A 22,179-nucleotide genomic window follows, 5' to 3' on the forward strand; every position below is an offset into this window, starting at 1 on the left:
GGCGGGCGGCTCGAATGGGTCAATCGCCCGCCCCTGTACGGATCATCCTGACCCGACACTCGCACATGCCGGAGAAGCAACTGCCGCGCATCCGGGACACTCTGCGCATTCTGTGACGCCCCGGGGAAAGGACGCGACGCCATGTCGGAGGCTGCATCCGCCCGGAGCCGGCTGACGGCCGACCGGGCCGCCGGGATCGCCCCGCTGGAACCGATGCTGCGGGCCTGGCTGCCCGCGCAGCGCTGGTTCGCCGGCAAGGGGCGGGCCATCAGCAGACTCACGACCGTCTCGGCGGCCGACCTGCTGCCCCCCGGCTCCACCCCCGGACTGCTGCACGTGCTGCTCGACGTGGACGGGGACTGCTACCAGCTGCTGCTGGGCATCCGCCCGTCCCTGCCGCCCGCCCTCGCGCCCACCCTGATCGGCCACGCCGAGGACGGCCCGTACGCGGGCCGGGCGGTCTACGAGGCCCTGGGCGACCCCCGCCTCGCCGCGATGCTGCTGGAGCGGCTGCGCTCGCCGGGCGTGCTCGGACCGCTGCGCTTCGACCGGGATCCCGCCGCTGCGATCCCGGCCGGGCTCACCCCCCGGCCGCTGTCCGGGGAGCAGACGAACTCCTCGCTCATCTACGGAGATTCGTTCATCCTGAAGGTCTTCCGCCGGGTCGGGCCCGGGGTCAATCCGGACCTGGAGCTGCCCCGGGCGCTGGCCGCCGCCGGCTGCACGCGGGTGCCGGCGCCCGTCGCCTGGTACGAGGCCGAGCCGCCCGGCGGCGAGCCGCTGACCCTGGGCGTGCTCCAGCCGTACCTGCGCGGCTCCGACGACGGCTGGCAGCTCGCGCTGCGCCGGCTCGGCGCCGGGGAGGACTTCACCGCCGAGGCGCACGCGCTCGGCCGGGCCACCGCCGAGGTGCACAGCGCGCTCGCCGCCGCCCTGCCCACGGTCGCGCTCGGCCCGGAGCAGACCGCCCGGCTGGCCGCCGGGATGACGGCCCGGCTGGCCGCCACCGCCCGTGAGGTGCCGGCGCTGCGGCCCTACGAGGCCGGGCTGCGGGGCGCCTTCGACGCGCTGGCCGCGTCCCGCGGGACGGGGGTGGCCGCCCAGCGGATCCACGGGGACCTCCATCTGGGTCAGACCCTGCGCACCCTCGACGGCGGCTGGTCGTTGATCGACTTCGAGGGCGAGCCGGCCCGGCCCCTGGCCGACCGGCGCCGTCCCGAACCGGCGGTGCGCGACATCGCCGGGATACTGCGTTCCTTCGACTACGCCGCCCGCTCCCACCGGCCGTTCGCCCCCGCCTGGGCGGACGACTGCCGGGCCGCGTTCTGCGAGGGCTACGCCCGCACCACCGGCCGGGACCCGCGCGAGGATCCCGTCCTGCTGCGGGCGTACGAGACCGACAAGGCGGTGTACGAGGCCCGTTACGAGTCCCGGCACCGCCCCGACTGGCTGCACGTCCCGATGGCCGCGATCCGGCGGCTCTCGGAACCCGCGCGGCCCGCCCACCGCGTGCCGCCGACCCCGCCCGCCCCGGGCGCCCTCTCCCCCCATCCGCACCCCCACCCGAAGCCCCCGAGGAGGCCGCTCGCGTGAGCGCCGCACGACAGCCGTCACCGACCGTCCGCGACGAAGCAGCAGCCGCCCCGGCGGCGCCCAAGAAGCCGCGCACGCCACGGGCCCGCCGCGCCGCCCCTCCGCACGGGGTCCGGCCGGCGCCGGCACTCGCCGCGGGGGAACGGGCCAGGCTGCTGGAGGGCCGCCACCACGACCCGCACGCGGTGCTGGGTGCGCGCACCCAGCGCGGCGGGGTGGCCTTCCGGGTGCTGCGCCCGCACGCCAAGGCGGTCACCGTCATCGCCAAGGGGCTGCGGGCCGAGCTCCACGACGACGGCGACGGGCTGTTCTCCGGGCTGCTGCCGCTGACCGCGGTGCCGGACTACCGGCTGCTGGTGGCGTACGACAGCGACGAGATCGAGGTCCACGACCCCTACCGGTTCCTGCCCTCCCTCGGCGAGCTGGACCTGCACCTGATCGGCGAGGGCCGCCACGAGCGGCTGTGGACGGCGCTGGGCGCCGAGCCGATGGAGCACCAGGGCGTGGCCGGGACCCGGTTCACGGTGTGGGCGCCGAACGCGCAGGGCGTCCGGGTCACCGGGGACTTCTCCTACTGGGACTCCGTCGCGTATCCGATGCGCTCGCTCGGGTCGAGCGGCGTCTGGGAGCTCTTCCTGCCCGGTGTGGGTGCCGGGACGCTCTACAAGTACGACATCACGCGCCCGGACGGCAGCCACACCCTGCGCGCCGACCCGATGGCCCGGTCCGCGGAGGTCCCCCCTGCGAACGCCTCGGTGGTCACGGCCTCGCAGTACGAGTGGCAGGACACGGAGTGGATGGCGGGGCGCGGCGCCCGCGCCCCGCACCAGGCCCCCTTCTCCGTGTACGAGCTGCACCTGGCGTCCTGGCGGCCGGGGCTCTCCTACCGGCAGCTCGCCGAACAGCTCCCCTCGTACGTCAAGGAGCTGGGCTTCACGCACGTCGAGCTGATGCCGGTCGCCGAGCACCCCTTCGGCGGCTCGTGGGGGTACCAGGTCACCGGCTTCTACGCGCCGACCTCGCGGATGGGCACCCCGGACGACTTCCGCTTCCTCGTGGACTCGCTGCACCGGGCCGGGATCGGTGTGATCGTCGACTGGGTTCCGGCGCACTTCCCGCGGGACGACTGGGCACTCGCGGAGTTCGACGGACGGCCGCTGTACGAGCACCAGGACCCGCGGCGGGCCGCGCACCCGGACTGGGGGACGCTGGAGTTCGACTACGGGCGCAAGGAGGTCCGCAACTTCCTCGTCGCCAACGCCGTCTACTGGTGCGAGGAGTTCCACGTGGACGGCCTGCGCGTGGACGCGGTGGCCTCGATGCTCTACCTGGACTACTCGCGGAGCGAGGGCGAGTGGACGCCCAACGAGCACGGCGGGCGGGAGAACCTGGACGCGGTGGCCTTCCTCCAGGAGATGAACGCCACGGTGTACCGGCGCTGCCCGGGGGTGGTGACCATCGCGGAGGAGTCCACGGCCTGGAACGGGGTGACGCGGCCGACGGACGGCGGCGGGCTGGGCTTCGGCCTGAAGTGGAACATGGGCTGGATGCACGACACCCTGCGCTACATGTCGAAGGAGTCGGTGCACCGCAAGTACCACCACCACGACATGACCTTCGGGATGATCTACGCCTTCAGCGAGAACTACGTGCTGCCGATCTCGCACGACGAGGTGGTGCACGGCAAGCGCTCGCTGGTGTCGAAGATGCCCGGGGGCGACTGGTGGCAGCAGCGGGCCGCGCACCGGGCGTACCTGGGCTTCATGTGGGCCCATCCGGGCAAGCAACTGCTCTTCATGGGGCAGGAGTTCGCCCAGGGGTCGGAGTGGTCGGAGAGCTACGGGCCGGACTGGTGGCTGCTGGACTCCTCCTACGCGGCGGCCGGCGACCACCGGGGCGTGCGCGATCTCGTGCGGGACCTGAACCGGACGTACACGGCGGCGCCGGCGCTGTGGGAGCGCGACACCGTTCCGGAGGGCTTCGCCTGGGTGGAGGCGGACGCGGCGGAGGACAACGTCTTCGCCTTCCTGCGCTACGCCCAGGACGGCTCGCAGCTGCTGGCGGTGTCCAACTTCTCCCCGGTGGTCCGGCACGGCTACCGGATCGGGGTGCCGGAGGAGGTGCCGCTGTGGCACGAGGTCCTCAACACCGACCTGGAGGCGTACGGCGGCAGCGGGGTGCACCACGGGCAGCCGCTGCGGCCCGAACCGGTGCCGGCGCAGGGCCGCCCGGCGAGCCTGCGGATGACGCTGCCGCCGCTGGCGACGATCTGGCTCAGGCCGTAGCCAGCTCGTCCTGCAGTTCCTGGAGGAGGCGGCGCTTGGGCCGGGCGCCGACCATCTGGCGGACGGGTTCGCCGTCGCGGAAGACGAGCAGGGTCGGCGTGGACAGCACCCCGTACCGGGTCAGGGTCCCGGGGTTGCGGTCCGCGTCGATCTGCACCACCTTCAGGCGTGCCGCCTCCTCGGCGGCGATCGCGGACAGCACCGGGGCGAGCTGGCGGCAGGGGCCGCACCAGTCCGCCGTGAACTGGACGAGGACGGCCCTGCCGCGTTCGCCGAGCACCTCCGCGTCGAAGTCGGCGTCGGTCACCTCGGCCACACCGTGTGCGTGCACCATGTCGGTTCCTCTCTTCCTCTCCCGTGGGGGTCAGGGCGTCATCGCGCAGCGCGGGGCGGCGGCCTCGCCGGCCGCCTCCTCGGCGCCGGCGAGCTGCCGCGCGACCTGGTCCCGTACGTCTGCGAGTCGGCCGATCAGGTCGTCCAGCTCGGCGAGCTTGCGCCGGTAGACGGCGAGCGAGGCGGGGCAGGAGTCCCCGGCCGGGTGGCCGGCCCGCAGGCACTCCACGAAGGGCCGGGTCTCTTCCAGTTCGAAGCCGAAGTCCCGCAGGGTGCGGATCTCCCGCAGCAGCCGCAGGTCGTCCTCGTCGTAGGTCCGGTGGCCGTTGGCGGCACGCCGCGCGGGCAGCAGCCCGCGCGCCTCGTAGTACCGGAGCGTCCGGGTGCTGGTCCCGGCCCGTTTCGCCAGTTCGCCGATGCGCATGGGCCGACCGTATGCGTTGACGCCGACGTCAAGGCAAGGGGTCCGAGGGGGTGGGGCCCTCGCCACCCCCGTGGGCGAGGGCCCCATAGGAACCACGCGGGGAAAGGGGTTCCGGTTCACATTCCGTGGAGGCCGTGTGAGGGCTATTGCGTCACGACGAGTTGGCTGGAACCGTACGTAGCACTGGATCTTCGGAATTCCCGAGCGCACCGATTACCGGACAGTCGCCGGAAAACTCGCCAAAAGCCCTCTCTTTCATAGGACGTTCCTACGAGGTATGGGCTTGTTTGTTTGGTCTGTAGGCGGCGCAGCCCGGCCACTTCTACGGTGTGCGGTGTGCACTCCAGCCCACCCTTCAATGCCCCCGCCGCGCGGCGCCTGCGCGCGGCCCTGGGCATGGCTCCCGGACATGTCGCCTACGGCCTGCGTGCCCAGTACGGACTCGTCGTCGCGCCCGAGACGGTGATGGCCTGGGAGCGTGGCGAGATATCACCGTCATCCGCCGAGCTCACGGCGCTCGCGGGCGTCCTGTGGTGTTCGCCGGGTGAACTGCTCGCGGAGCCGGTCACCCTGCGGGAGCACCGGATGGCCCGGGGGCTGGCCGCGGACGAACTGGCACGGCGGATCGGTCTGGAGACGAGCGCCTACCAGAAGATGGAGGACACCGGGCGCTGGAAGGGCAACGAGCGGCAGTCCGCCGCCCTCGCCACCGTGCTCGGCCTCACCCTGGCCCAGTTCGTGACGGCGACGGGCAAGCACGAGGAGCTGGCGGAGCTGCTGCGCAGCGCGGTCACCACGCGCTGGCAGGCGTACGTGAAGCCGCTGGGCAAGCTGCTGCCGATCCCCAAGCAGCACCTGGAGCGGGTGCTGGAGCAGCTGCACGCGGAGTACCAGTCGCGGATGGTGGCGACGCTCAGCTGGGGCGGCGGCCAGGGCGAGGCCGCCAGCGGGGACGCGGGCCGGGAGTTCCTCACCGGGATCGTGGACCGCTTCTGGCAGATCGCGGGCGGTACGGCGTAGGGGCCCGCCGGTCGGCGGGCCCCCCGGGTCGACCGGTGCGGCTGGAGCGGCTAGGGCAGCGGCGCGTGGACCACGGAGGCCGCGGTGCCGGCGGCGGCCAGGTCCTGCCGGATCCGGTCGGCCGTCTTCCGGTCGCCCACCAGGACGGTCGGCGGGGCGGGGCACGAGGCGATCGCGGTCTTCAGGTGGCCCAGCGAGGCCTGGTACTCCTTCTCCTCGACCGCGGCCGCTCCGCCGACCTTGACGTAGAACACCTCGTACAGCCCGACCATGCTGCCGCCCTGCTTGGTGAGGATCTGGGCGAGGAAGGTCGACCTCAGGTTGAGGTAGGAGTCGTTGCTGTAGAGGGCGATCACAGGCGAGGTGGCCCCCCGCAGGTCGCGCCCGGTGAGGGCGGCGGCGGGCTTGCCGATGTCGCTGCTCCTGGCCTCGCCCCGGGTCCACTTGAGCATGGGGCTGTCGTACCAGGCCGAGGGATGGCCCCAGCCGGAGGGCACGCCCCACTGGACGCCGCCGAAGAGCGCCAGCGCCGCCGCGGTCGCCAGAGCGGAACGCAGCAGGAGGTCCGCACGGCGGCGCAGCGCGGTCCCGGTCGTCGCGCCGGCGGGCGGCAGCATCAGCCCGATCAGGCCGAGCGAGAGCAGGGCGATCACCAGCCCGGCGGCGGTCAGCTTCTCGAAGTAGTACGAGTAGTAGCCGATGGTGTACTTCTGCCAGGCGCCGAAGGCGCCGATCATCGCGGTCGCGCCGAGGACGAGGGCGAGCACCATCTGCCCGGTGCCCGTGCGGCGGTTGACCGGGAGGGTGGCCGCGACCAGGGCCAGCAGGCCGAGCCCGATGAACACCGGGCGGTCGGGGATGACCATCGGGCCGGCCAGGTTCGAGGTCTTGGCGACGTCCAGCTTCGTGAGGACGGAGAAGACGCTGGGCAGTCCCGCCACGAGGGTGGCGCCGGCCAGCGCCGCGAGGACCGGGACCCGGTGGCCGGCGAACCGGCGCCGGTGGACGACCAGCACCGCGGCCAGGGCGATGCCGACGAGAGCGCCGTAGAGGTTGTAGACGAAGGTGACGGCGATCAGCCCGGCCGCCGCGACGAGGGCGAACTCGGTCCGGCCCGCCGCGGGCCGCACCAGCAGGGCCAGGGCGACGGCCAGGAACAGCAGGCCGATGGTCTCGGAGTCGAAGCCCCGCTCGATCAGCTGCGCCATCGACCCGGACACCATCACCGCGGCGACGGTGGCGCAGACCGCGGCGGCGCGCCAGCCGCGCAGGCGGGGGCCGCCGATCCAGCGGGCGGCCCAGACCAGTGCCCCGCAGAAGAGTGCGTAGGCGGCCAGGACGTAGATGAAGTAACGATTCGTCATGGCGAGGGCGGAGCCCGCCTGCGCCGAGGACGTCACCAGGGCGTCGATCCAGGCCAGCAGGAAGTGGGAGCCCTGCGGGTAGACCGCCTCGGACGGCGTCATCATGTACGTCCGGGCGGCGTCCTGGTGCAGGAAGGCGTAGCCGCCGACCTGCCGGATCCCGGTGAAGTACGAGAAGTGGCCCATCCGGTCCTCGGACGTGACGAAGTAGGCCAGCCGGTCGGCCGCCGACCTGCCGGCCACCGGGTGGTGGACGTAGTGCCAGACCACGGCCACCGTTGCGGCGATCAGCGCGTCCGAGCCGCGCAGCCGCAGCGGGATGCGCGGTCGGCGGCGGGCCAGCCAGCCGGAGACGGAGGCGATCGTCAGCAGCAGGCCGGCCCCGGGCACGGGGGCCAGGCCCCACGGCCAGACGGAGAACAGCAGGCCGAGGCCCATCACGGCGCCGCAGAGCAGGAAGGCCGCGACCACGAGGCGGTCGAGCAGTCCGCCGCCCACCCGGATCAGGGCCGCGATCGTCAGGACCAGGACGGGGAGGAGGAGCACGTCGAGGGCGGCCGCGTGGAGCAGCAGCGGCACCGCCCAGGACGCGGCGAGGGCCGCGGCGAGGACGGACGGGCTACGCCGTGCGGCGGGGCCGGTGGTCCCGGGTACCGGTGGGCGGGCGGCCGGTTCGCGTGTCAGGACGGCAGAGCTGGTCGCCACGGGAGTGGGGAACCTTCCGACGAGTGTGGGCATGCGGACGAGGAGACGCGGACATGCTGCCGCGATCCGCCCGCATACGACTCGGCCGACCCAATCCCCCCACGGGAATGATAACCAGCGCGCCCCGTACGGGAGGGGCGGTGGGGGCGATCCGGACGGCCGCGGAGCGGCGCGGCGCCGGAGCGCCGCCTTCCGGTCCTTTCGGCGCGGCAGAGGGGCCGAAGGGACCGGGCCGGCCGGGTAAGAGGTCCCGGCCGGGAGGGTCAGAAGACCGACTCGGCCTCGTACATGCGGTCCTCGGGCACGGTCTTCAGCTCGGTGACCGCGTGGGCGAGCGGGGCCATCACGATGTCGGTGCCGCGCAGGGCGGTCATGTTGCCGTACTCGCCGCGGTGGACCGCCTCCACGGCGTGCCAGCCGAAGCGGGTCGCGAGGACGCGGTCGTAGGCGGTGGGGGTGCCGCCGCGCTGGACGTGGCCGAGGATGACCGGGCGGGCCTCCTTGCCCAGGCGGTGCTCCAGCTCGATGGCGAGGCGGTTGCCGATGCCGGCGAAGCGTTCGTGGCCGTAGGCGTCGATCGCGCCCTTCTCGTACGGCATGGAGCCCTCGGCGGGGTGTGCTCCCTCGGCGACGCAGACGACGGCGAACTTCTTCCCGCGGGCGAAGCGTTCCTCGACCATCTTGACCAGGGCGTCCACCTCGAAGGGGCGCTCCGGCAGGCAGATCCCGTGGGCGCCGCCGGCCATGCCGGACTCCAGAGCGATCCAGCCCGCGTGACGGCCCATGACCTCGACGACCATCACGCGCTGGTGCGACTCGGCGGTGGTCTTGAGGCGGTCGATGGCCTCGGTCGCGACCATGACGGCGGTGTCGAAGCCGAAGGTGCGGTCGGTGGAGGAGATGTCGTTGTCGATGGTCTTCGGCACGCCGACGACGGGCATCCCGGCGTCGGACAGCATCCGGGCCGCGGTCAGGGTGCCCTCGCCGCCGATCGGGATCAGGGCGTCGATGCCGTAGCGGGTGGCCAGCTCATGCGCGTTCTCGGCGGCCTCGTGGAGGCGGGCCCGCTCCATGCGCGCCGAGCCGAGGATCGTGCCACCGCGGGCGAGGATGCCGCTGACGGCGTTGATGTCGAGGGGGCGGAAGTGACCGTCGAGGAGACCCTTGAAGCCGTCCTCAAAACCGATGACCTCGTCCCCGTGCCCGACCACGGCGCGGTGTACGACCGACCGGATGACAGCGTTGAGGCCCGGGCAGTCTCCGCCTGCGGTGAGAACTCCGATACGCATCGTGCTGTGTCTCCTGCTTCCGTACATATGAAGGGCGTATTGATGCCGCCTGTCCGATTGTTCCATGCTCGCGGGGTGGGACGCGCTCCGCGCCATGCGCCCCGGAGGGCCTTTGGACCCCCCGGACCGGGCCAGAGTTCCCGGGGGCGCCCTATCCATTGGCGGAGGTATTGTCAAGAGGGCAACCCATCCCAACCGGGTCGATCGACCACACGAAGAGACGGAGAGCACGCGTGACGCGCAGCGTGTACGTGACCGGCATCGAGCGGGGGGACGGCCGGCAGGTCGTCGAACTCGGGATCATGGAACTCCTGACCCGGCAGACCGGCCGGGTCGGCGTCTACCGGCCGTTGCTCCACGACGCGCCCGACCGGCTCTTCGAGCTCCTCAAGGCCCGCTACCGGATCGACCAGGACGCCTCGACGGCCTACGGGATGGAGTACCGCGAGGCCTCGGCGATCCTGGCCGAGAAGGGCACCGACGAGCTGGTCTCGCAGCTCGTCGACCGCTTCCACCGGCTGGCGCGCGACTACGAGGTCGTGCTCGTCCTCGGCACCGACTACGCCGAGACCAACCTCCCCGACGAGCTGGCGCTCAACGCCCGCCTCGCCAACGAGCTGGGCGCGGTCGTCGTCCCCGTCGTGGGCGGCACCAAGCACCCCGCCGAGGCCGTGCGCGCCGAGGCCCGCAACGCCTACCGCGCGTACGAGAGCCTGGGCTGCCACGTCGTCGCGATGGTCGTCAACCGGGTGGCCGCGGAGGACCGCGACCTCATAGCCGAGCGGCTCGCGGCCCGCCTCCCCGTGCCCTGCTACGTCCTGCCGGACGACAAGTCGCTGTCCGCCCCGACCGTCGCCCAGATCACCCGGGCGCTCGGCGGCGAGGTGCTCCTCGGCGACGAGGCGGGGCTGGCGCGCGACGCCCTGGACTTCGTCTTCGGCGGCGCGATGCTGCCGAACTTCCTGAACGCCCTGACGCCCGGCTGCCTGGTCGTGACCCCCGGCGACCGCTCCGACCTCGTGGTCGGCGCGCTCGCCGCGCACACCTCCGGCACCCCGCCGATCGCCGGCGTACTGCTCACCCTGAACGAGCGGCCGAGCAAGGAGGTCCTGACGCTGGCCTCGAAGCTGGCGCCGGGCACGCCCGTGGTGTCGGTGGCCGGCAACAGCTTCCCGACCGCCGCCGAACTCTTCTCGCTGCAGAGCCGGTTGAACTCCGCGACCCCGCGCAAGCTGGAGACCGCGCTCGGCCTCTTCGAACGCCACGTGGACACCGGCGAGCTGCGCGGCCTGCTCTCGGTGGCCCGTTCCGAGCGCGTCACGCCGATGATGTTCGAGCACGAGCTGCTGGAGCGGGCCCGCTCCGACCGGCGCCGCGTCGTGCTGCCCGAGGGCGCCGAGGAGCGCGTGCTGCGCGCCGCGGACGTGGTGCTGCGCCGGGGGGTCTGCGACCTGACCCTGCTGGGCGACGAGCAGGCGATCCTGAAGAAGGCCGGCGACCTCGGCGTCGACATCTCGCGCGCGCAGCTCATCGACCCGGCGACCTCCCCGCTGCGGGAGGGGTTCGCCGAGTACTACGCCGAGGTCCGGGCGCACAAGGGCATGACCGTCGAGCTGGCCCATGACGTCGTCACCGACGTCAACTACTTCGGCACCCTGATGGTCCAGCGGGGCCTGGCCGACGGCATGGTCTCCGGCTCGGTGCACTCCACCGCGGCGACCATCCGCCCGGCCTTCGAGATCATCAAGACGAAGCCGGAGGCGTCCATCGTCTCCTCCGTCTTCTTCATGTGCCTGGCCGACCGGGTCCTCGTATACGGCGACTGCGCGGTCAACCCGGACCCCGACGCCGAGCAGCTCGCCGACATCGCGGTCCAGTCGGCCGCCACCGCCGCCGCCTTCGGCGTCGAGCCGCGGATCGCGATGCTCTCGTACTCGACCGGCACCTCCGGTTCGGGCGCGGACGTCGACAAGGTCCGCAAGGCCACCGAGACCGTCCGCGAGCAGCGCCCCGACCTGGCCGTCGAGGGTCCGATCCAGTACGACGCGGCCGTGGAGCCCTCGGTCGCCGCGACGAAGCTGCCCGGGTCCGAGGTGGCCGGCCGTGCGACGGTGCTGATCTTCCCCGACCTGAACACGGGCAACAACACCTACAAGGCCGTGCAGCGTTCGGCGGGCGCGGTCGCGGTCGGCCCCGTGCTCCAGGGTCTGCGCAAGCCCGTCAACGACCTCTCGCGCGGCGCCCTCGTCCAGGACATCGTCACCACCGTGGCCATCACGGCGATCCAGGCCCAGGGCGCGCCGGGGCCGGCCGCCGGCGCCTGACGCCCGGCCTGCCCTCCCGCCCCCCTGCCCCTCCCGTCCCCACCGCCCGCGACATAAGGAAAGCCCCCACCGTGACCGCATCGCGCGTACTCGTCCTCAACTCCGGCTCCTCGTCGGTCAAGTACCAGCTCCTCGACATGGCGGACCGGTCGCGACTGGCCGTCGGCCTGGTGGAGCGGATCGGCGAGGAGACCTCCCGGCTGGTGCACGAGCCGCTGGCCGGTCCCGCCGCGTCCGGCGGCAAGCGCGAGCAGGTCGGCCCGATCGCGGACCACGAGGCCGCGCTGAAGGCCGTGGCGGCCGAGCTCGCCGCCGACGGCACGGGCCTGGACTCCCCCGAGCTGGCGGCGGTGGGGCACCGGGTGGTGCACGGCGGGACGCGGTTCACCCGGCCGACGGTGATCGACGACGAGGTGCTGGCGGAGATCCGGAACCTGATCCCGCTGGCGCCGCTGCACAACCCGGCGAACGTCACGGGCATCGAGGTGGCGCGGTCGCTGCGCGCGGACATCCCCCAGGTCGCCGTCTTCGACACCGCCTTCCACTCGACGATGCCGGAGTACGCGGCCCGGTACGCGATCGACGCCCGGGTCGCCGACGCGTACTCCATCCGGCGGTACGGCTTCCACGGCACCTCGCACGCCTACGTCTCGCGGGCGACGGCCGCCCTGCTCGGCAGGCCGGTGGAGGACGTGAACGTGATCGTGCTGCACCTGGGCAACGGCGCCTCCGCCTCGGCCGTGCGGGGCGGGGTCTGCGTGGAGACGTCCATGGGCCTGACCCCGCTGGAGGGCCTGGTCATGGGCACCCGCTCGGGCGATCTCGACCCCGCGGTCGTCTTCCACCTGGCGCGGGTGGGCGGCCTCTCGGTGGACGAGATCGATTCGCTCCTCAACAAGAAGAGCGGTCTGCTGGGCATGTGCGGCGACAACGACATGCGCGAGGTGCTGCGGCGCGCGGGCGAGGGCGACGAGGCGGCGCGCCTGGCCTTCGCCGCGTACGTGCACCGGCTGAAGAAGTACATCGGGGCCTACTCGGCGGTCCTCGGGCGGGTGGACGCGGTGGCGTTCACGGCCGGGGTCGGCGAGAACGCCCACCAGGTCCGGGAGGCCGCGCTGGACGGCCTGGCCGAGCTGGGCCTGGCGCTGGACCTGGAAGCCAATGCGGCGCGTTCCCCGCAGCCGCGGCTGGTTTCGGCGGATTATGCCCGGGTGGCCGTGGCGGTGGTCCCCACGGATGAGGAACTGGAGATCGCCACCCAGGCGTACGCGCTGGTTACCGAGTAGTCACTTGGACTTTCCACCAGACGGAATATTCCGCTACGAAACAAACCGATAGGATCCAGTCATGCGCCGTTCCAAAATCGTCTGCACGCTGGGCCCCGCCGTCGACTCGTATGAGCAGCTGAAAGCGCTCATCGAGGCAGGTATGAACGTGGCCCGATTCAACTTCAGCCACGGGTCCCAGGCAGAACACCAGGAGCGGTACGACCGCGTCCGGCAGGTCTCCGAGGACACCGGGCGCGCCGTCGGCGTCCTCGCCGACCTCCAGGGCCCGAAGATCCGTCTGGAGACCTTCGCCGAGGGTCCCGTCGAGCTGGTGCGCGGTGACGAGTTCACCATCACCACCGAGGACGTCCCGGGCGACAAGTCCATCTGCGGCACCACCTACAAGGGTCTCCCGGGCGACGTCGCCAAGGGCGACCAGGTCCTGATCAACGACGGCAACGTCGAGCTCCGGGTGACGGAGGTCGACGGCCCGCGGGTGCGGACCATCGTCATCGAGGGCGGTGTCATCTCGGACCACAAGGGCATCAACCTGCCGGGTGCCGCCGTGAACGTCCCCGCCCTGTCGGAGAAGGACGTCGACGACCTCCGCTTCGCCCTGCGGATGGGCTGCGACATGGTCGCCCTGTCCTTCGTCCGCGACGCCAACGACGTCAAGGACGTCCACCGGGTCATGGACGAGGAGGGCCGCCGGGTCCCCGTCATCGCCAAGGTGGAGAAGCCGCAGGCCGTCGAGAACATGGAGGCCGTGGTCGCCGCCTTCGACGCGGTCATGGTGGCCCGCGGCGACCTCGCCGTCGAGTACCCGCTCGAGAAGGTCCCGATGGTCCAGAAGCGGCTCATCGAGATGTGCCGCCGCAACGCCAAGCCGGTGATCGTCGCGACCCAGATGATGGAGTCGATGATCACCAACTCCCGCCCGACGCGCGCGGAGGCCTCCGACGTCGCCAACGCGATCCTCGACGGCGCGGACGCGGTCATGCTGTCGGCCGAGTCCTCCGTGGGCGCCTACCCGATCGAGACCGTCAAGACGATGTCGAAGATCGTCACGGCGGCCGAGGAGGAGCTCCTGTCCAAGGGCCTGCAGCCGCTGGTCCCGGGCAAGAAGCCGCGCACCCAGGGCGGCTCCGTGGCCCGTGCGGCCTGCGAGATCGCGGACTTCCTGGACGGCCAGGCGCTCATCGCCTTCACCCAGTCCGGGGACACCGCCCGCCGCCTGTCGCGCTATCGCGCCACGCAGCAGATCCTGGCCTTCACCACGGACGTCAACACCCGCAACCAGCTCACGCTGAGCTGGGGCGTCGAGTCCTACATCGTCCCGCACGTGGACACCACCGACGCCATGGTCGACCTGGTCGACGGCGAGCTGCTCAAGCTGGGCCGCTACAACGAGGGCGACACGATGATCATCACCGCCGGCTCGCCCCCCGGCGTCCCGGGCACCACCAACATGGTCCGGGTGCACCACCTGGGCGGCGTCGACCGCGCCTGACGCGTCGCACCGCAGCAGACTCTGCCGCACAGAGACCGAGGGCGGCATCCCGCAGTGATGCGGGGTGCCGCCCTCGGTGTGTCCGTACCGCCCGCGGCCTACTCGGGCGGACCGATGTAGTTCTTCAGGCCCGGGACGGTCAGGGTGCCGCCGAACTGCGCCGCCTGGACGACCTTGACGTCCGTGAAGAACGCGAACGGGACGTTCAGGGGCGGCGGGCTGTTCGGGGTGAACTCGATCGGGATCAGACCGAACAGGTTGCCCTTGAGGCTCTCGGTGTACATCGTCACCGTGCCGCCGCGGATCTTGGACGTGGAGCCCGGACGGGACTTCAGGTGGGCGACGTTCCCGCCCTTGCCGACCGTCTGGTACAGGTCCTTGATGTCCAGCGAGTCCGCGGTGAACTTCAGGACCTTCTTGACCTTGCCGCCGGCCGTCTTCACCTCGACGATGCCGTGGTAGTCGAGGCCGTAGAGGGTCAGCAGGGAGCTGTCGAGGTACCAGGGCTCGTCGGGGATGAGCGGGATGCCCTGCTCCAGCTCGGCGTTGGCCAGGGCCTCGGCGTCGTAGGTCGGACAGGGGAAGGGTTCCTTCCCGTCCGGGTCCTTCTTCGCCTCGTCCTTGTCCTCGTCCTTGGCCTTGTCCTCGTCGTCGCCCTTGGCCTCGTCGCCCTCTTCCCCGGGCGTCTCGCCCTTGGGCTTCTTGACGGTGTCCTTGACCTCGTCGGGCAGTTCCTCGACCTTGGCACCCGCCTGCTTGGCGGCGTCCCGGATCGCGTCCGCGGCCGGGTCCGGGGTCGGCTTGGCGGTCGTGGAGGGCGTGGCCGTGGGCGTCGGGGTCGCCTTCGGGTCCAGCGGCTTGCCCAGCCCGTCGACGAGTTCCTTGAGCTTGTCCCCCACGCCGAGGGGGTCCAGCGGGTTCACGGACTTGGTCGGCGCGGGCGCCGGGGTGGTGGTGGCCGGGGCCGGCGCGTTCGCCGACGGGGACTTGGCCGTCGACGGTTCGGCGTCCGGCTTCGGCTTCGGCTTCGCCGCCGTGGACGGTGCGGGCGACGCGCTGGGCGAGGCGCTCGGCGAGGCCGTCTTCGAGGGCGTGGGGGACGGGGACTTCGACTCGGTCTCCGCCGGCTCGTCGGACCGCGTCACACACGGCCCGGGCGCGAAGGGGATCTCCTTGTCGTCGGCCACGGCCAGTTTGGGCGCCATGCCCATCCCGACGAACACCGCCGTCGGCATCGCCGCCAGCGCCATCGTCTTGCCGACGGGTATATGGATCTTGTTCAGCAGGGACTTCCTGGGCGCCGCGTGCCGCGGGCCCTTCCTCTCACGGGACTCTGCGCCTGGGGCCACGCCCCGCTGCGTCTCGTCACCCCGCACTGTTCCTCCCGCCATCGGCGTGGGCAATCGTCTCGCTCGCGTGTGCCGTCTCCGTCTCGCGGGGGCCGGGTACGTCCGGGCCGCCCGGCGTCGCGTCCGTCTTGCCCAGGGCGACCACGGCCGGCTGCTGGACCGCCGGCTGCTCGGCCACGGGCTCCTCGTCCACCGGCTGACCCGGCGCCCACGACAGCGCGAGGGCGCCGCCGACGAGGGAGAGGATGAAGCCCATCCCGAAACCGCCGAGGTTGGACACCGGCAGGGACACCAGGGCCAGCAGGATCGAGGCGACTCCGGCGAAGACCCGGATGGTCTGCTGGAACCACAGGGCCAGGCCCAGCGTGATCAGCAGTACACCGATGATCAGCGCGCCGGCGCCACCCGTGGTGGCCATCGCGAGGCTGACGTTGCCCAACCGCAGGTCCGCATAGGGGAAGTACGCGATCGGGAAGCCACCGAGGAGCGTGAACAGCCCGGCCCAGAAGGGACGGCGACCGCGCCAGGCGCGGAAGTGGTAGTACACCACGGTGAGCCAGGCGTCGTCTTCTGCGCGAACGTAAACCGGGGCCTGGGGGTTCATGGACAACAGCTCCCTGGAAACGGTGGTACGGAGAACTCTGTGGAGCCCGGACGGGCGGGCGGGGACGGCCGTCGCCGCCCGCCCGTCCGGTCATTCACCGGGACGGACGTCAGTCCTTGCTGTCCTGGTAGCACGGCTGGTCGCCGCCGAGCAGACGCAGCTTCAGGTCGGGCAGCTTGAACGTGCCCGCCGTGGTGGCCCACGCCTTCTGGCGCACGTTCGTCAGGATCGCCTTGTCGGCGCGCTGCGAGAACGCGTACGGGCTGGTGACCGTACCGGCCTGCGGCTTCGTCTTGTGGTTCGGGTCGCCGACCGCGACACCGATGTCCAGGTTCTTGAACTCGGCGTCGGTGTCGAGCTCCGCAACATCCAGGTAGATGTTGTCGGCGACGGCCGGCTTGCCCTTGTGGCCGGTGCGCAGCTGCAGCGTGATGTTGCCGAGCGGCGTCGGGGTCACCAGCGACTGGCACATGTTGGTGATCTCGGCGTGGCTGAACCCGGAGATGGTCACCGGGTGGTGCTGCGCATTGCCCTTGAGGTCGTGCCCCTCGGCGATGCCGCCGTACTGGATGAGGTTGTCACCGTCGAGCTTGTCGGCCGAGACCTTGAAGTCCTGGCCGGAGACGCTGAAGGACGCCGCGAGGGCACCCTGCGCCAGACCCACACCGACCGCGGCGGTGGCCGCGATGCTCGGCACCATGACGAGCGCGAAGCGCTTCCATCTGGTCCCGCCACGAACCTGAGAACTCATTTCGTTCCTCCTTCTCGGACGTACATCTCCGGTCCGGGCCGTGCCCGTCCTGGGATGGGAGAAGTGCTACGTCCTCGGGAAGGAGCGCAGGCGGCCGGGCCGCGGCCGTGCCACGTCCGATACACCGGCGTTCACCCCCGAGCGACAACCACTGGGCCACGCGTTCGCGCAACCTGGAGGACAGGCCCCGCCCGTGTGGCAGAGACCCCCCTGTCCCACGGCCGGTGCCACTGCCACCGGCCGGCCCGGTGGGGACCCTCCACCGCGGCTCCGAGTGAGCGGCTCTGCGGGAAGGACCGAGCGTCGCCGATCGTGGTCCATTCCCGGCCGGGGCACAAGGGGGTTCGTTACTGGCGGGTAACGGCCAGATAACCTGAATGCTGCCTGTAACCGTCCGTCGGCAACACAGGGTGCCACCCGGGGCCATGACAGAACGGCGAAATGGTGAACACACCGGACAGTTCACGGGGTTCGATTTACTGCGAGTAACAGCGGCCGCGATTACCAAGTTTTGGCAAAGCGCGACCGCTGTTTATCTACGTGTCAACAAATCGGCGGCCGCCCGACGGCGTCCGGGACACCTCCCGGGACCGGCGCGGAGCGGCTGCGGAGCCGCACCGGAGCGGCTCGGGAGCCGCTCTAGAAGAGCACCCGGGCCAGCGCCGTCCGCGCCGCCGACACCCTCGGGTCGTCGGCGCCGATGACCTCGAACAGTTCCAGCAGCCGCAGCCGCACCGCATCCCGGTCGTCACCGAACGTGACCTTCACGGTGTCGACGAGGCGGCCGAAGGCGTCCTCCACGTGACCTCCGACCAGGTCGAGGTCGGCCGCGGCGATCTGCGCCGCCGGGTCGCGCGGGTTCTCGGCGGCGGCCGCCCGCACCGCTTGCGGGTTCATGTGCTGCACGCGGGCGAGCAGCTCGGCCTGGGCCAGGCCCAGCTTGGCCTCGGTGTTGCCGGGGTCGTCCGCGAGCACGTTCTTGTACGCCTGCACCGCGCCGCCGAGGTCACCGGCGTCGAGTGCGACGACGGCCGCCTCCAGCAGCGCGTCGTGCGGACCGGCCGGGACTTCGGCCGGGGCGGAGTCGGCGGCGGCGCCCTCGGCGTTCGGGTCGACCTCGAGACCGATGATCCCGAAGCGCTCCTCGGCCACCTGGACCAGCTGGGCGAGGGTGTCGCGGATCTGCTGCTCGGGGGCGACGCCCTGGAAGAGCGGCAGCACCTGACCGGCGACCACGGCGAAGACGGCCGGGATGCCCTGGATCTGGAACTGCTGCATCAGCATCTGGTTGGCGTCGACGTCCACCTTGGCCAGCACGATGCGGCCGTTCGCCTCGGCGGTCAGTCGCTCCAGGAGCGGGCTGAGCTGCTTGCACGGCTGGCACCACTCGGCCCAGAAGTCCAGGACGACCGGGACCTCGGCGGAAAGCTGGAGCACGTCGCGTTCAAAACCGGCCTCGTCGACGTCGAAGACGAGGGCCGAGGGCGGGACGGCACCGGCGGCCGGACCGGTCCCGCCACCCTGAGCCGCCTGTCGCGCCGCTTCGGCGCGGGCCTGCTCGGCCTTGGCCTTGGCCTCGCCGGCCGCCTTCACCGCGGCGAGGTCGACGACGCCGCTCATGGACATGTTTCTGGGCTGCATGCGTACATCCTCCCCCGTGTGCGCGTGCCGACGAAAAAGATCGCGCGAATTGACCGTGCCGTCGCATCCGCCGCGATCGTGTTGCTTGGGCGGCGCCGGGTCCCCACCTGGCGCCCGTAGCTCTTCGCGTGGTTGTCGCTCTTACGCTACGAGCCGTAGCGTAACTCTCCCGAGGGCCCTGCGCGCCCCCGCGGCGGCCGTGATCTGAACCACAGCGGCCCGTTCGGCTACCGACGGGTATGGTCTCGGCCATGCGCAACCCCAGCCCCGGCCGCACCGGTCGCCCCCGCAGCGCGGCCGCGGACGCCGCCATCCTCGCCGCCACCCGGGACGCACTGGTCGAGCTGGGCTGGTCGAAGCTGACGATGGGCGACGTCTCGGCCCGCGCGGGCGTCGCCAAGACCACCCTCTACCGGCGCTGGGCGGGCAAGAGCGAGCTGGTCGTGGACGCGGTCGCGGAGCTCTTCGACTCGCTCGAACTGCCCGACCGGGGTTCCCTGGAAGCCGACATCGAGTACGTGGTGCTGCGCTTCGCGGAGCTGCTGCGGCGCCCCGAAGCCCGTACGGCCCTGATGGCGGTCGTGTCCGAGTCCACCCGGGACGAGGCGCTGCGCGACCGGATCCGCTCCGCGATCGTGGACCGGCAGAAACGTCTCGTCGTACTGGGTCGCGAACGCGCCCAGGCCCGCGGCGAACTCCCCTACGAGGAGGACGAGTTCCTCGCGGGCCGGACCACGGACCTGATCTTCGACGTGATCGCGGGCACCGTGGTGCACCGCGCCCTGGTGAGCTCCGAGCCGGTGGACGAACTCTGGGTGACCACCTTCACCGCCCTCCTGATGCACGGCCTGCGCGGCCCGGCCGCGGCCTGAGCCGCCCCCGGACCTCCGGCGGATCCGCCGGGCCGGCGGCCGCGAGCGCGGCCATTTCGGCGTAACGGCAAGGCCGGTCACGGCGCCACCGTACGGGCGCCGTGACCGGCCTTCCACGCGTTCCCCGGGCCGGGCCCGGGGAGGGGACACCCCCTAGAAGCCCGGGGGCTCCGTGTAGGTGCCCCACTCGTCGCGCAGGGTGTTGCAGATCTCGCCCAGCGTGGCCTCGGCGCGCACCGCGTCCAGCATGGCGGGGATCATGTTCGACCCGTCGCGGGCCGCGTCCAGCATGTCCTTCAGGGACGCGGCGACCTTGGCGTCGTCGCGGCGGCCCTTGCGGTCGGCGAGGACGCGGACCTGCTCGCGCTCCACCTCGTGGCTGACCCGCAGGATCTCCAGGTCACCGGTGACCGAACCGTGGTGGACGTTGACGCCGACGACCCGCTTGTCGCCCTTCTCCAGGGAGCGCTGGTACTGGAAGGCCGACTCGGCGATCTCGCCGGTGAACCAGCCGTCCTCGATGCCGCGCAGGATGCCCGAGGTGATCGGCCCGATGGGGTGCTGCCCGTCGGGGTGGGCGCGCAGGCCGCGCTCCTTGATCTGCTCGAAGATCCGCTCGGCGTCGGCCTCGATGCGGTCGGTGAGCTGCTCGACGAACCAGGAGCCGCCGAGGGGGTCCGCCACGTTGGCGACGCCGGTCTCCTCCATCAGCACCTGCTGGGTGCGCAGGGCGATCTCGGCCGCCTGCTCGCTCGGCAGCGCGAGGGTCTCGTCGAGGGCGTTGGTGTGCAGCGAGTTGGTGCCGCCCAGGACGGCCGCGAGGGCCTCCACCGCGGTGCGCACGACGTTGTTGTACGGCTGCTGCGCGGTGAGGGAGACGCCGGCGGTCTGCGTGTGGAAGCGCAGCCACATCGACTTCTCGCTCTTGGCCCCGTAGACCTCCTTCATCCAGCGCGCCCAGATCCGGCGGGCCGCGCGGAACTTGGCGATCTCCTCGAAGAAGTCGAGGTGCGCGTCGAAGAAGAAGGAGAGCCCGGAGGCGAAGTGGTCGACGTCCAGGCCGCGGGAGAGGCCCAGCTCGACGTAGCCGAAGCCGTCGGCGAGGGTGTAGGCGAGCTCCTGCGCGGCCGTGGCCCCGGCCTCGCGGATGTGGTAGCCGGAGACGGACAGCGGCTTGTAGGCCGGGATGCCCTTCGCGCAGTACTCCATGAGGTCGCCGATGAGGCGCAGGTGCGGCTCGGGTTCGAAGAGCCACTCCTTCTGGGCGATGTACTCCTTGAAGATGTCGGTCTGGAGCGTGCCGTTCAGGACGGCGGGGTCCACGCCCTGGCGCTCGGCGGCGACGAGGTACATGCAGAAGGCGGGCACGGCGGGGCCCGAGATGGTCATGGACGTGGTGACGTCGCCGAGGGGGATGTCCTTGAAGAGGACCTCCATGTCGGCGGCGGAGTCGATGGCGACGCCGCAGTGGCCGACCTCGCCGAGGGAGCGGGGGTCGTCGGAGTCGCGGCCCATGAGGGTCGGCATGTCGAAGGCGACGGAGAGCCCGCCGCCGCCGGCGGCCAGGATCATCTTGTAGCGCTCGTTCGTCTGCTCGGCGTTGCCGAAGCCGGCGAACTGGCGGATGGTCCAGGTCCGGCCGCGGTAGCCGGTGGCGTGCAGGCCGCGCGTGTACGGGTACTCCCCCGGCCAGCCGATCCGCTCGAAGCCCTCGTAGGCGTCGCCGGGCCGGGGGCCGTAGACCGGCTCGACCTCGTCGCCCGAGAGCGTGGTGAAGTCTGCCTCGCGCTTGCGGGCCTTGTCATAACGGGCCTGCCAGCGGCGGCGGCCCTCCTCGATGGCGTCAGCGTCCATACCCACGAATTTACTAGGACGTCCTAGTAAATGTCGATGGGAAACCCCCGGGAGTCGTCCCGGGGGTGGGTGACGCTCGCCTCGTCGTCAGGCGTTCGCGGTCGCCGGCGAGTCGCTGATCAGCGGCTCCACCTCGGCGCGGATGCCCCGCTCGACGAAGAAGGCGGCCAGCGGGATGGTGCCCGACACGAGCACCCACAGCAGCTTGCCGAAGGGCCACTTCGCCTTGGAGCCCAGGTCGAAGGCGAAGACCAGGTAGATCATGAAGAGCACACCGTGGGTCTGCGACACCACGAAGGTGAGGTCGGCACCGGTGTCGAAGCCGTACTTCGCCACCATGCAGGCGCAGAGGATCAGGAGCATGACCGCGGTCACGTAGGCCATGACGCGGTAGCGGGTCAGCACGCTTCGTTTCATGCGGACGAGCCTAACCGTCCGTTTTGCTCGATCTTGACGCGGGCCCGGTCTCGCGGGACGGGCTCAGGACTCGTCGAAGTCGGCGGCGGCCACCCGCAGCGGGCGGAGCAGGGCGAAGATCTCCCCGCACTCCTCGGCGTCGTACGCGCCGAGGCCGAAGTCGATCGCCATCAGGTCCTTGGTGGCGGCCTCGACGACCTCGCGGCCCTTCTCCGTGATGGAGGCGAGGGTGCCGCGGCCGTCGTTCGGGTTGGGGCGCTTGGCGACCAGCCCGGACCGCACCAGCCGGTCGACGGTGTTGGTCACCGAGGTCGGGTGGACCATCAGCCTCTCGCCGATCTTCGACATCGGCAGTTCGCCCGCCTTGGAGAAGGTGAGCAGCACCAGCGCCTCGTACCGCGCGAAGGTCAGCCCGTACGGCTTGACGACCGCGTCGACCTCGCCGAGCAGGATCTGGTGGGCGCGCATGATCGAGGTGATCGCGGCCATCGAGGGCACGGGCCCCCAGCGCTGCTGCCAGAGCTCGTCGGCGCGGGCGATGGGGTCGAAGGGAAGGCTGAGCGGCTTGGGCACGCC

At 71.7% G+C, this 22,179-nt stretch carries 18 protein-coding genes; 7 read left to right on the forward strand and 11 right to left on the reverse strand.

From position 1 onward, the window contains the following. Window positions 1-141: 141 nt before the first annotated feature. Both AB0O53_RS19480 and glgB read left to right on the forward strand, forming a co-directional pair. Complete coding sequence (locus AB0O53_RS19480; protein ID WP_365196979.1) at window positions 142-1,593, forward strand: maltokinase N-terminal cap-like domain-containing protein; 1,452 nt, start codon at window positions 142-144, stop codon at window positions 1,591-1,593. Beyond that, a complete protein-coding gene (gene glgB, locus AB0O53_RS19485) occupies window positions 1,590-3,878 on the forward strand; it encodes a 1,4-alpha-glucan branching enzyme (protein ID WP_365196982.1) in 2,289 nt (762 codons plus the stop codon). Before AB0O53_RS19480 ends, glgB begins: the two co-directional genes overlap by 4 nt. Here glgB and AB0O53_RS19490 read toward each other — a convergent pair. Both AB0O53_RS19490 and AB0O53_RS19495 read right to left on the reverse strand, forming a co-directional pair. Beyond that, window positions 3,868-4,212 (reverse strand): thioredoxin family protein, encoded by a 345-nt coding sequence (locus AB0O53_RS19490; protein WP_350987852.1) that lies wholly within the window; start codon window positions 4,210-4,212, stop codon window positions 3,868-3,870. The two genes, glgB and AB0O53_RS19490, sit on opposite strands and share 11 nt — an antisense overlap. 30 nt (window positions 4,213-4,242) lie before the next feature. Further along, a complete protein-coding gene (locus AB0O53_RS19495) occupies window positions 4,243-4,635 on the reverse strand; it encodes a MerR family transcriptional regulator (RefSeq protein ID WP_350987853.1) in 393 nt (130 codons plus the stop codon). A gap of 396 nt (window positions 4,636-5,031) precedes the next feature. Between AB0O53_RS19495 and AB0O53_RS19500 the strand changes: the two genes are divergently transcribed. Beyond that, the gene (locus AB0O53_RS19500; protein WP_434094305.1) at window positions 5,032-5,655 is read left to right on the forward strand and encodes a helix-turn-helix domain-containing protein; all 624 of its coding nucleotides are present in this window, start codon (window positions 5,032-5,034) and stop codon (window positions 5,653-5,655) included. Between the two features lie 50 nt (window positions 5,656-5,705). Here AB0O53_RS19500 and AB0O53_RS19505 read toward each other — a convergent pair whose 3' ends face one another. Beyond that, window positions 5,706-7,724, reverse strand: coding sequence for a hypothetical protein (locus tag AB0O53_RS19505; RefSeq protein ID WP_350987855.1), 2,019 nt, complete (start codon window positions 7,722-7,724; stop codon window positions 5,706-5,708). A gap of 263 nt (window positions 7,725-7,987) precedes the next feature. After that, window positions 7,988-9,013, reverse strand: a complete 1,026-nt coding sequence (locus AB0O53_RS19510; protein ID WP_350987856.1) for an ATP-dependent 6-phosphofructokinase — start codon at window positions 9,011-9,013, stop codon at window positions 7,988-7,990. A gap of 233 nt (window positions 9,014-9,246) precedes the next feature. Here AB0O53_RS19510 and pta point away from each other — a divergent pair, with 233 nt between their 5' ends. The 3 genes from pta (at window position 9,247) to pyk (ending at window position 14,115) form a co-directional block, all read left to right on the forward strand. After that, window positions 9,247-11,337, forward strand: coding sequence for a phosphate acetyltransferase (gene pta, locus AB0O53_RS19515; RefSeq protein WP_365196988.1), 2,091 nt, complete (start codon window positions 9,247-9,249; stop codon window positions 11,335-11,337). Window positions 11,338-11,408: 71 nt separating this feature from the next. Then, window positions 11,409-12,623 carry an acetate kinase gene (locus AB0O53_RS19520; protein WP_350987858.1) on the forward strand — a complete coding sequence of 405 codons (1,215 nt, stop codon included), beginning with the start codon at window positions 11,409-11,411 and terminating at the stop codon, window positions 12,621-12,623. A gap of 61 nt (window positions 12,624-12,684) precedes the next feature. Then, window positions 12,685-14,115 carry a pyruvate kinase gene (gene pyk, locus AB0O53_RS19525; RefSeq protein ID WP_350987859.1) on the forward strand — a complete coding sequence of 477 codons (1,431 nt, stop codon included), beginning with the start codon at window positions 12,685-12,687 and terminating at the stop codon, window positions 14,113-14,115. Window positions 14,116-14,213: 98 nt separating this feature from the next. Here the strand turns inward: pyk and AB0O53_RS19530 are convergent, their stop codons facing one another. The 4 genes from AB0O53_RS19530 to AB0O53_RS19545 form a co-directional block, all read right to left on the reverse strand. Then, complete coding sequence (locus tag AB0O53_RS19530; RefSeq protein WP_365196992.1) at window positions 14,214-15,491, reverse strand: hypothetical protein; 1,278 nt, start codon at window positions 15,489-15,491, stop codon at window positions 14,214-14,216. Beyond that, window positions 15,481-16,068: a DUF6114 domain-containing protein gene (locus tag AB0O53_RS19535; protein ID WP_350987861.1), complete on the reverse strand. Its 588-nt coding sequence runs from the start codon at window positions 16,066-16,068 to the stop codon at window positions 15,481-15,483. The genes AB0O53_RS19530 and AB0O53_RS19535 overlap by 11 nt, the downstream gene beginning before the upstream one ends. A gap of 109 nt (window positions 16,069-16,177) precedes the next feature. After that, window positions 16,178-16,819, reverse strand: a complete 642-nt coding sequence (locus tag AB0O53_RS19540; RefSeq protein ID WP_350987862.1) for a DUF6230 family protein — start codon at window positions 16,817-16,819, stop codon at window positions 16,178-16,180. A gap of 639 nt (window positions 16,820-17,458) precedes the next feature. Further along, the gene (locus AB0O53_RS19545; protein WP_350987863.1) at window positions 17,459-18,460 is read right to left on the reverse strand and encodes a tetratricopeptide repeat protein; all 1,002 of its coding nucleotides are present in this window, start codon (window positions 18,458-18,460) and stop codon (window positions 17,459-17,461) included. 251 nt (window positions 18,461-18,711) lie between these two features. On the opposite strand from AB0O53_RS19545, the gene AB0O53_RS19550 reads away from it, so the two are divergent. Continuing rightward, window positions 18,712-19,332: a TetR/AcrR family transcriptional regulator gene (locus AB0O53_RS19550; RefSeq protein ID WP_350987864.1), complete on the forward strand. Its 621-nt coding sequence runs from the start codon at window positions 18,712-18,714 to the stop codon at window positions 19,330-19,332. A 153-nt stretch (window positions 19,333-19,485) separates the two neighbouring features. Here the strand turns inward: AB0O53_RS19550 and icmA are convergent, their stop codons facing one another. The 3 genes from icmA to AB0O53_RS19565 all read right to left on the reverse strand — a co-directional run bounded on the left by icmA (window position 19,486) and on the right by AB0O53_RS19565 (window position 22,176). After that, the gene (icmA, locus tag AB0O53_RS19555) at window positions 19,486-21,186 is read right to left on the reverse strand and encodes a coenzyme B12-dependent isobutyryl-CoA mutase large subunit (protein ID WP_350987865.1); all 1,701 of its coding nucleotides are present in this window, start codon (window positions 21,184-21,186) and stop codon (window positions 19,486-19,488) included. A gap of 87 nt (window positions 21,187-21,273) precedes the next feature. After that, on the reverse strand, window positions 21,274-21,603 hold the full coding sequence (locus AB0O53_RS19560) for a DUF3817 domain-containing protein (RefSeq protein ID WP_350987866.1): 330 nt from the start codon (window positions 21,601-21,603) through the stop codon (window positions 21,274-21,276). Between the two features lie 63 nt (window positions 21,604-21,666). Further along, window positions 21,667-22,176 (reverse strand): MarR family winged helix-turn-helix transcriptional regulator, encoded by a 510-nt coding sequence (locus tag AB0O53_RS19565; protein ID WP_030853700.1) that lies wholly within the window; start codon window positions 22,174-22,176, stop codon window positions 21,667-21,669. Window positions 22,177-22,179 lie beyond the last annotated feature (3 nt).

Origin of the sequence: Streptomyces erythrochromogenes, from assembly GCF_040684695.1 — a bacterium.
GTDB lineage: Bacteria > Actinomycetota > Actinomycetes > Streptomycetales > Streptomycetaceae > Streptomyces > Streptomyces erythrochromogenes_C.

What these genes read in the sequence shown, in the direction of transcription:
- icmA (WP_350987865.1), bottom strand. Translation starts at nt 21,186, where the DNA reads ATGGACGCTGACGCCATCGAGGAGGGCCGCCGCCGCTGGCAGGCCCGT.
- AB0O53_RS19540 (WP_350987862.1), bottom strand. Translation starts at nt 16,819, where the DNA reads ATGAGTTCTCAGGTTCGTGGCGGGACCAGATGGAAGCGCTTCGCGCTC.
- AB0O53_RS19495 (WP_350987853.1), bottom strand. Translation starts at nt 4,635, where the DNA reads ATGCGCATCGGCGAACTGGCGAAACGGGCCGGGACCAGCACCCGGACG.
- AB0O53_RS19535 (WP_350987861.1), bottom strand. Translation starts at nt 16,068, where the DNA reads ATGAACCCCCAGGCCCCGGTTTACGTTCGCGCAGAAGACGACGCCTGG.
- AB0O53_RS19510 (WP_350987856.1), bottom strand. Translation starts at nt 9,013, where the DNA reads ATGCGTATCGGAGTTCTCACCGCAGGCGGAGACTGCCCGGGCCTCAAC.
- pyk (WP_350987859.1), top strand. Translation starts at nt 12,685, where the DNA reads ATGCGCCGTTCCAAAATCGTCTGCACGCTGGGCCCCGCCGTCGACTCG.
- AB0O53_RS19560 (WP_350987866.1), bottom strand. Translation starts at nt 21,603, where the DNA reads ATGAAACGAAGCGTGCTGACCCGCTACCGCGTCATGGCCTACGTGACC.
- AB0O53_RS19550 (WP_350987864.1), top strand. Translation starts at nt 18,712, where the DNA reads ATGCGCAACCCCAGCCCCGGCCGCACCGGTCGCCCCCGCAGCGCGGCC.
- AB0O53_RS19490 (WP_350987852.1), bottom strand. Translation starts at nt 4,212, where the DNA reads ATGGTGCACGCACACGGTGTGGCCGAGGTGACCGACGCCGACTTCGAC.
- AB0O53_RS19500 (WP_434094305.1), top strand. Translation starts at nt 5,032, where the DNA reads ATGGCTCCCGGACATGTCGCCTACGGCCTGCGTGCCCAGTACGGACTC.
- AB0O53_RS19480 (WP_365196979.1), top strand. Translation starts at nt 142, where the DNA reads ATGTCGGAGGCTGCATCCGCCCGGAGCCGGCTGACGGCCGACCGGGCC.
- AB0O53_RS19545 (WP_350987863.1), bottom strand. Translation starts at nt 18,460, where the DNA reads ATGCAGCCCAGAAACATGTCCATGAGCGGCGTCGTCGACCTCGCCGCG.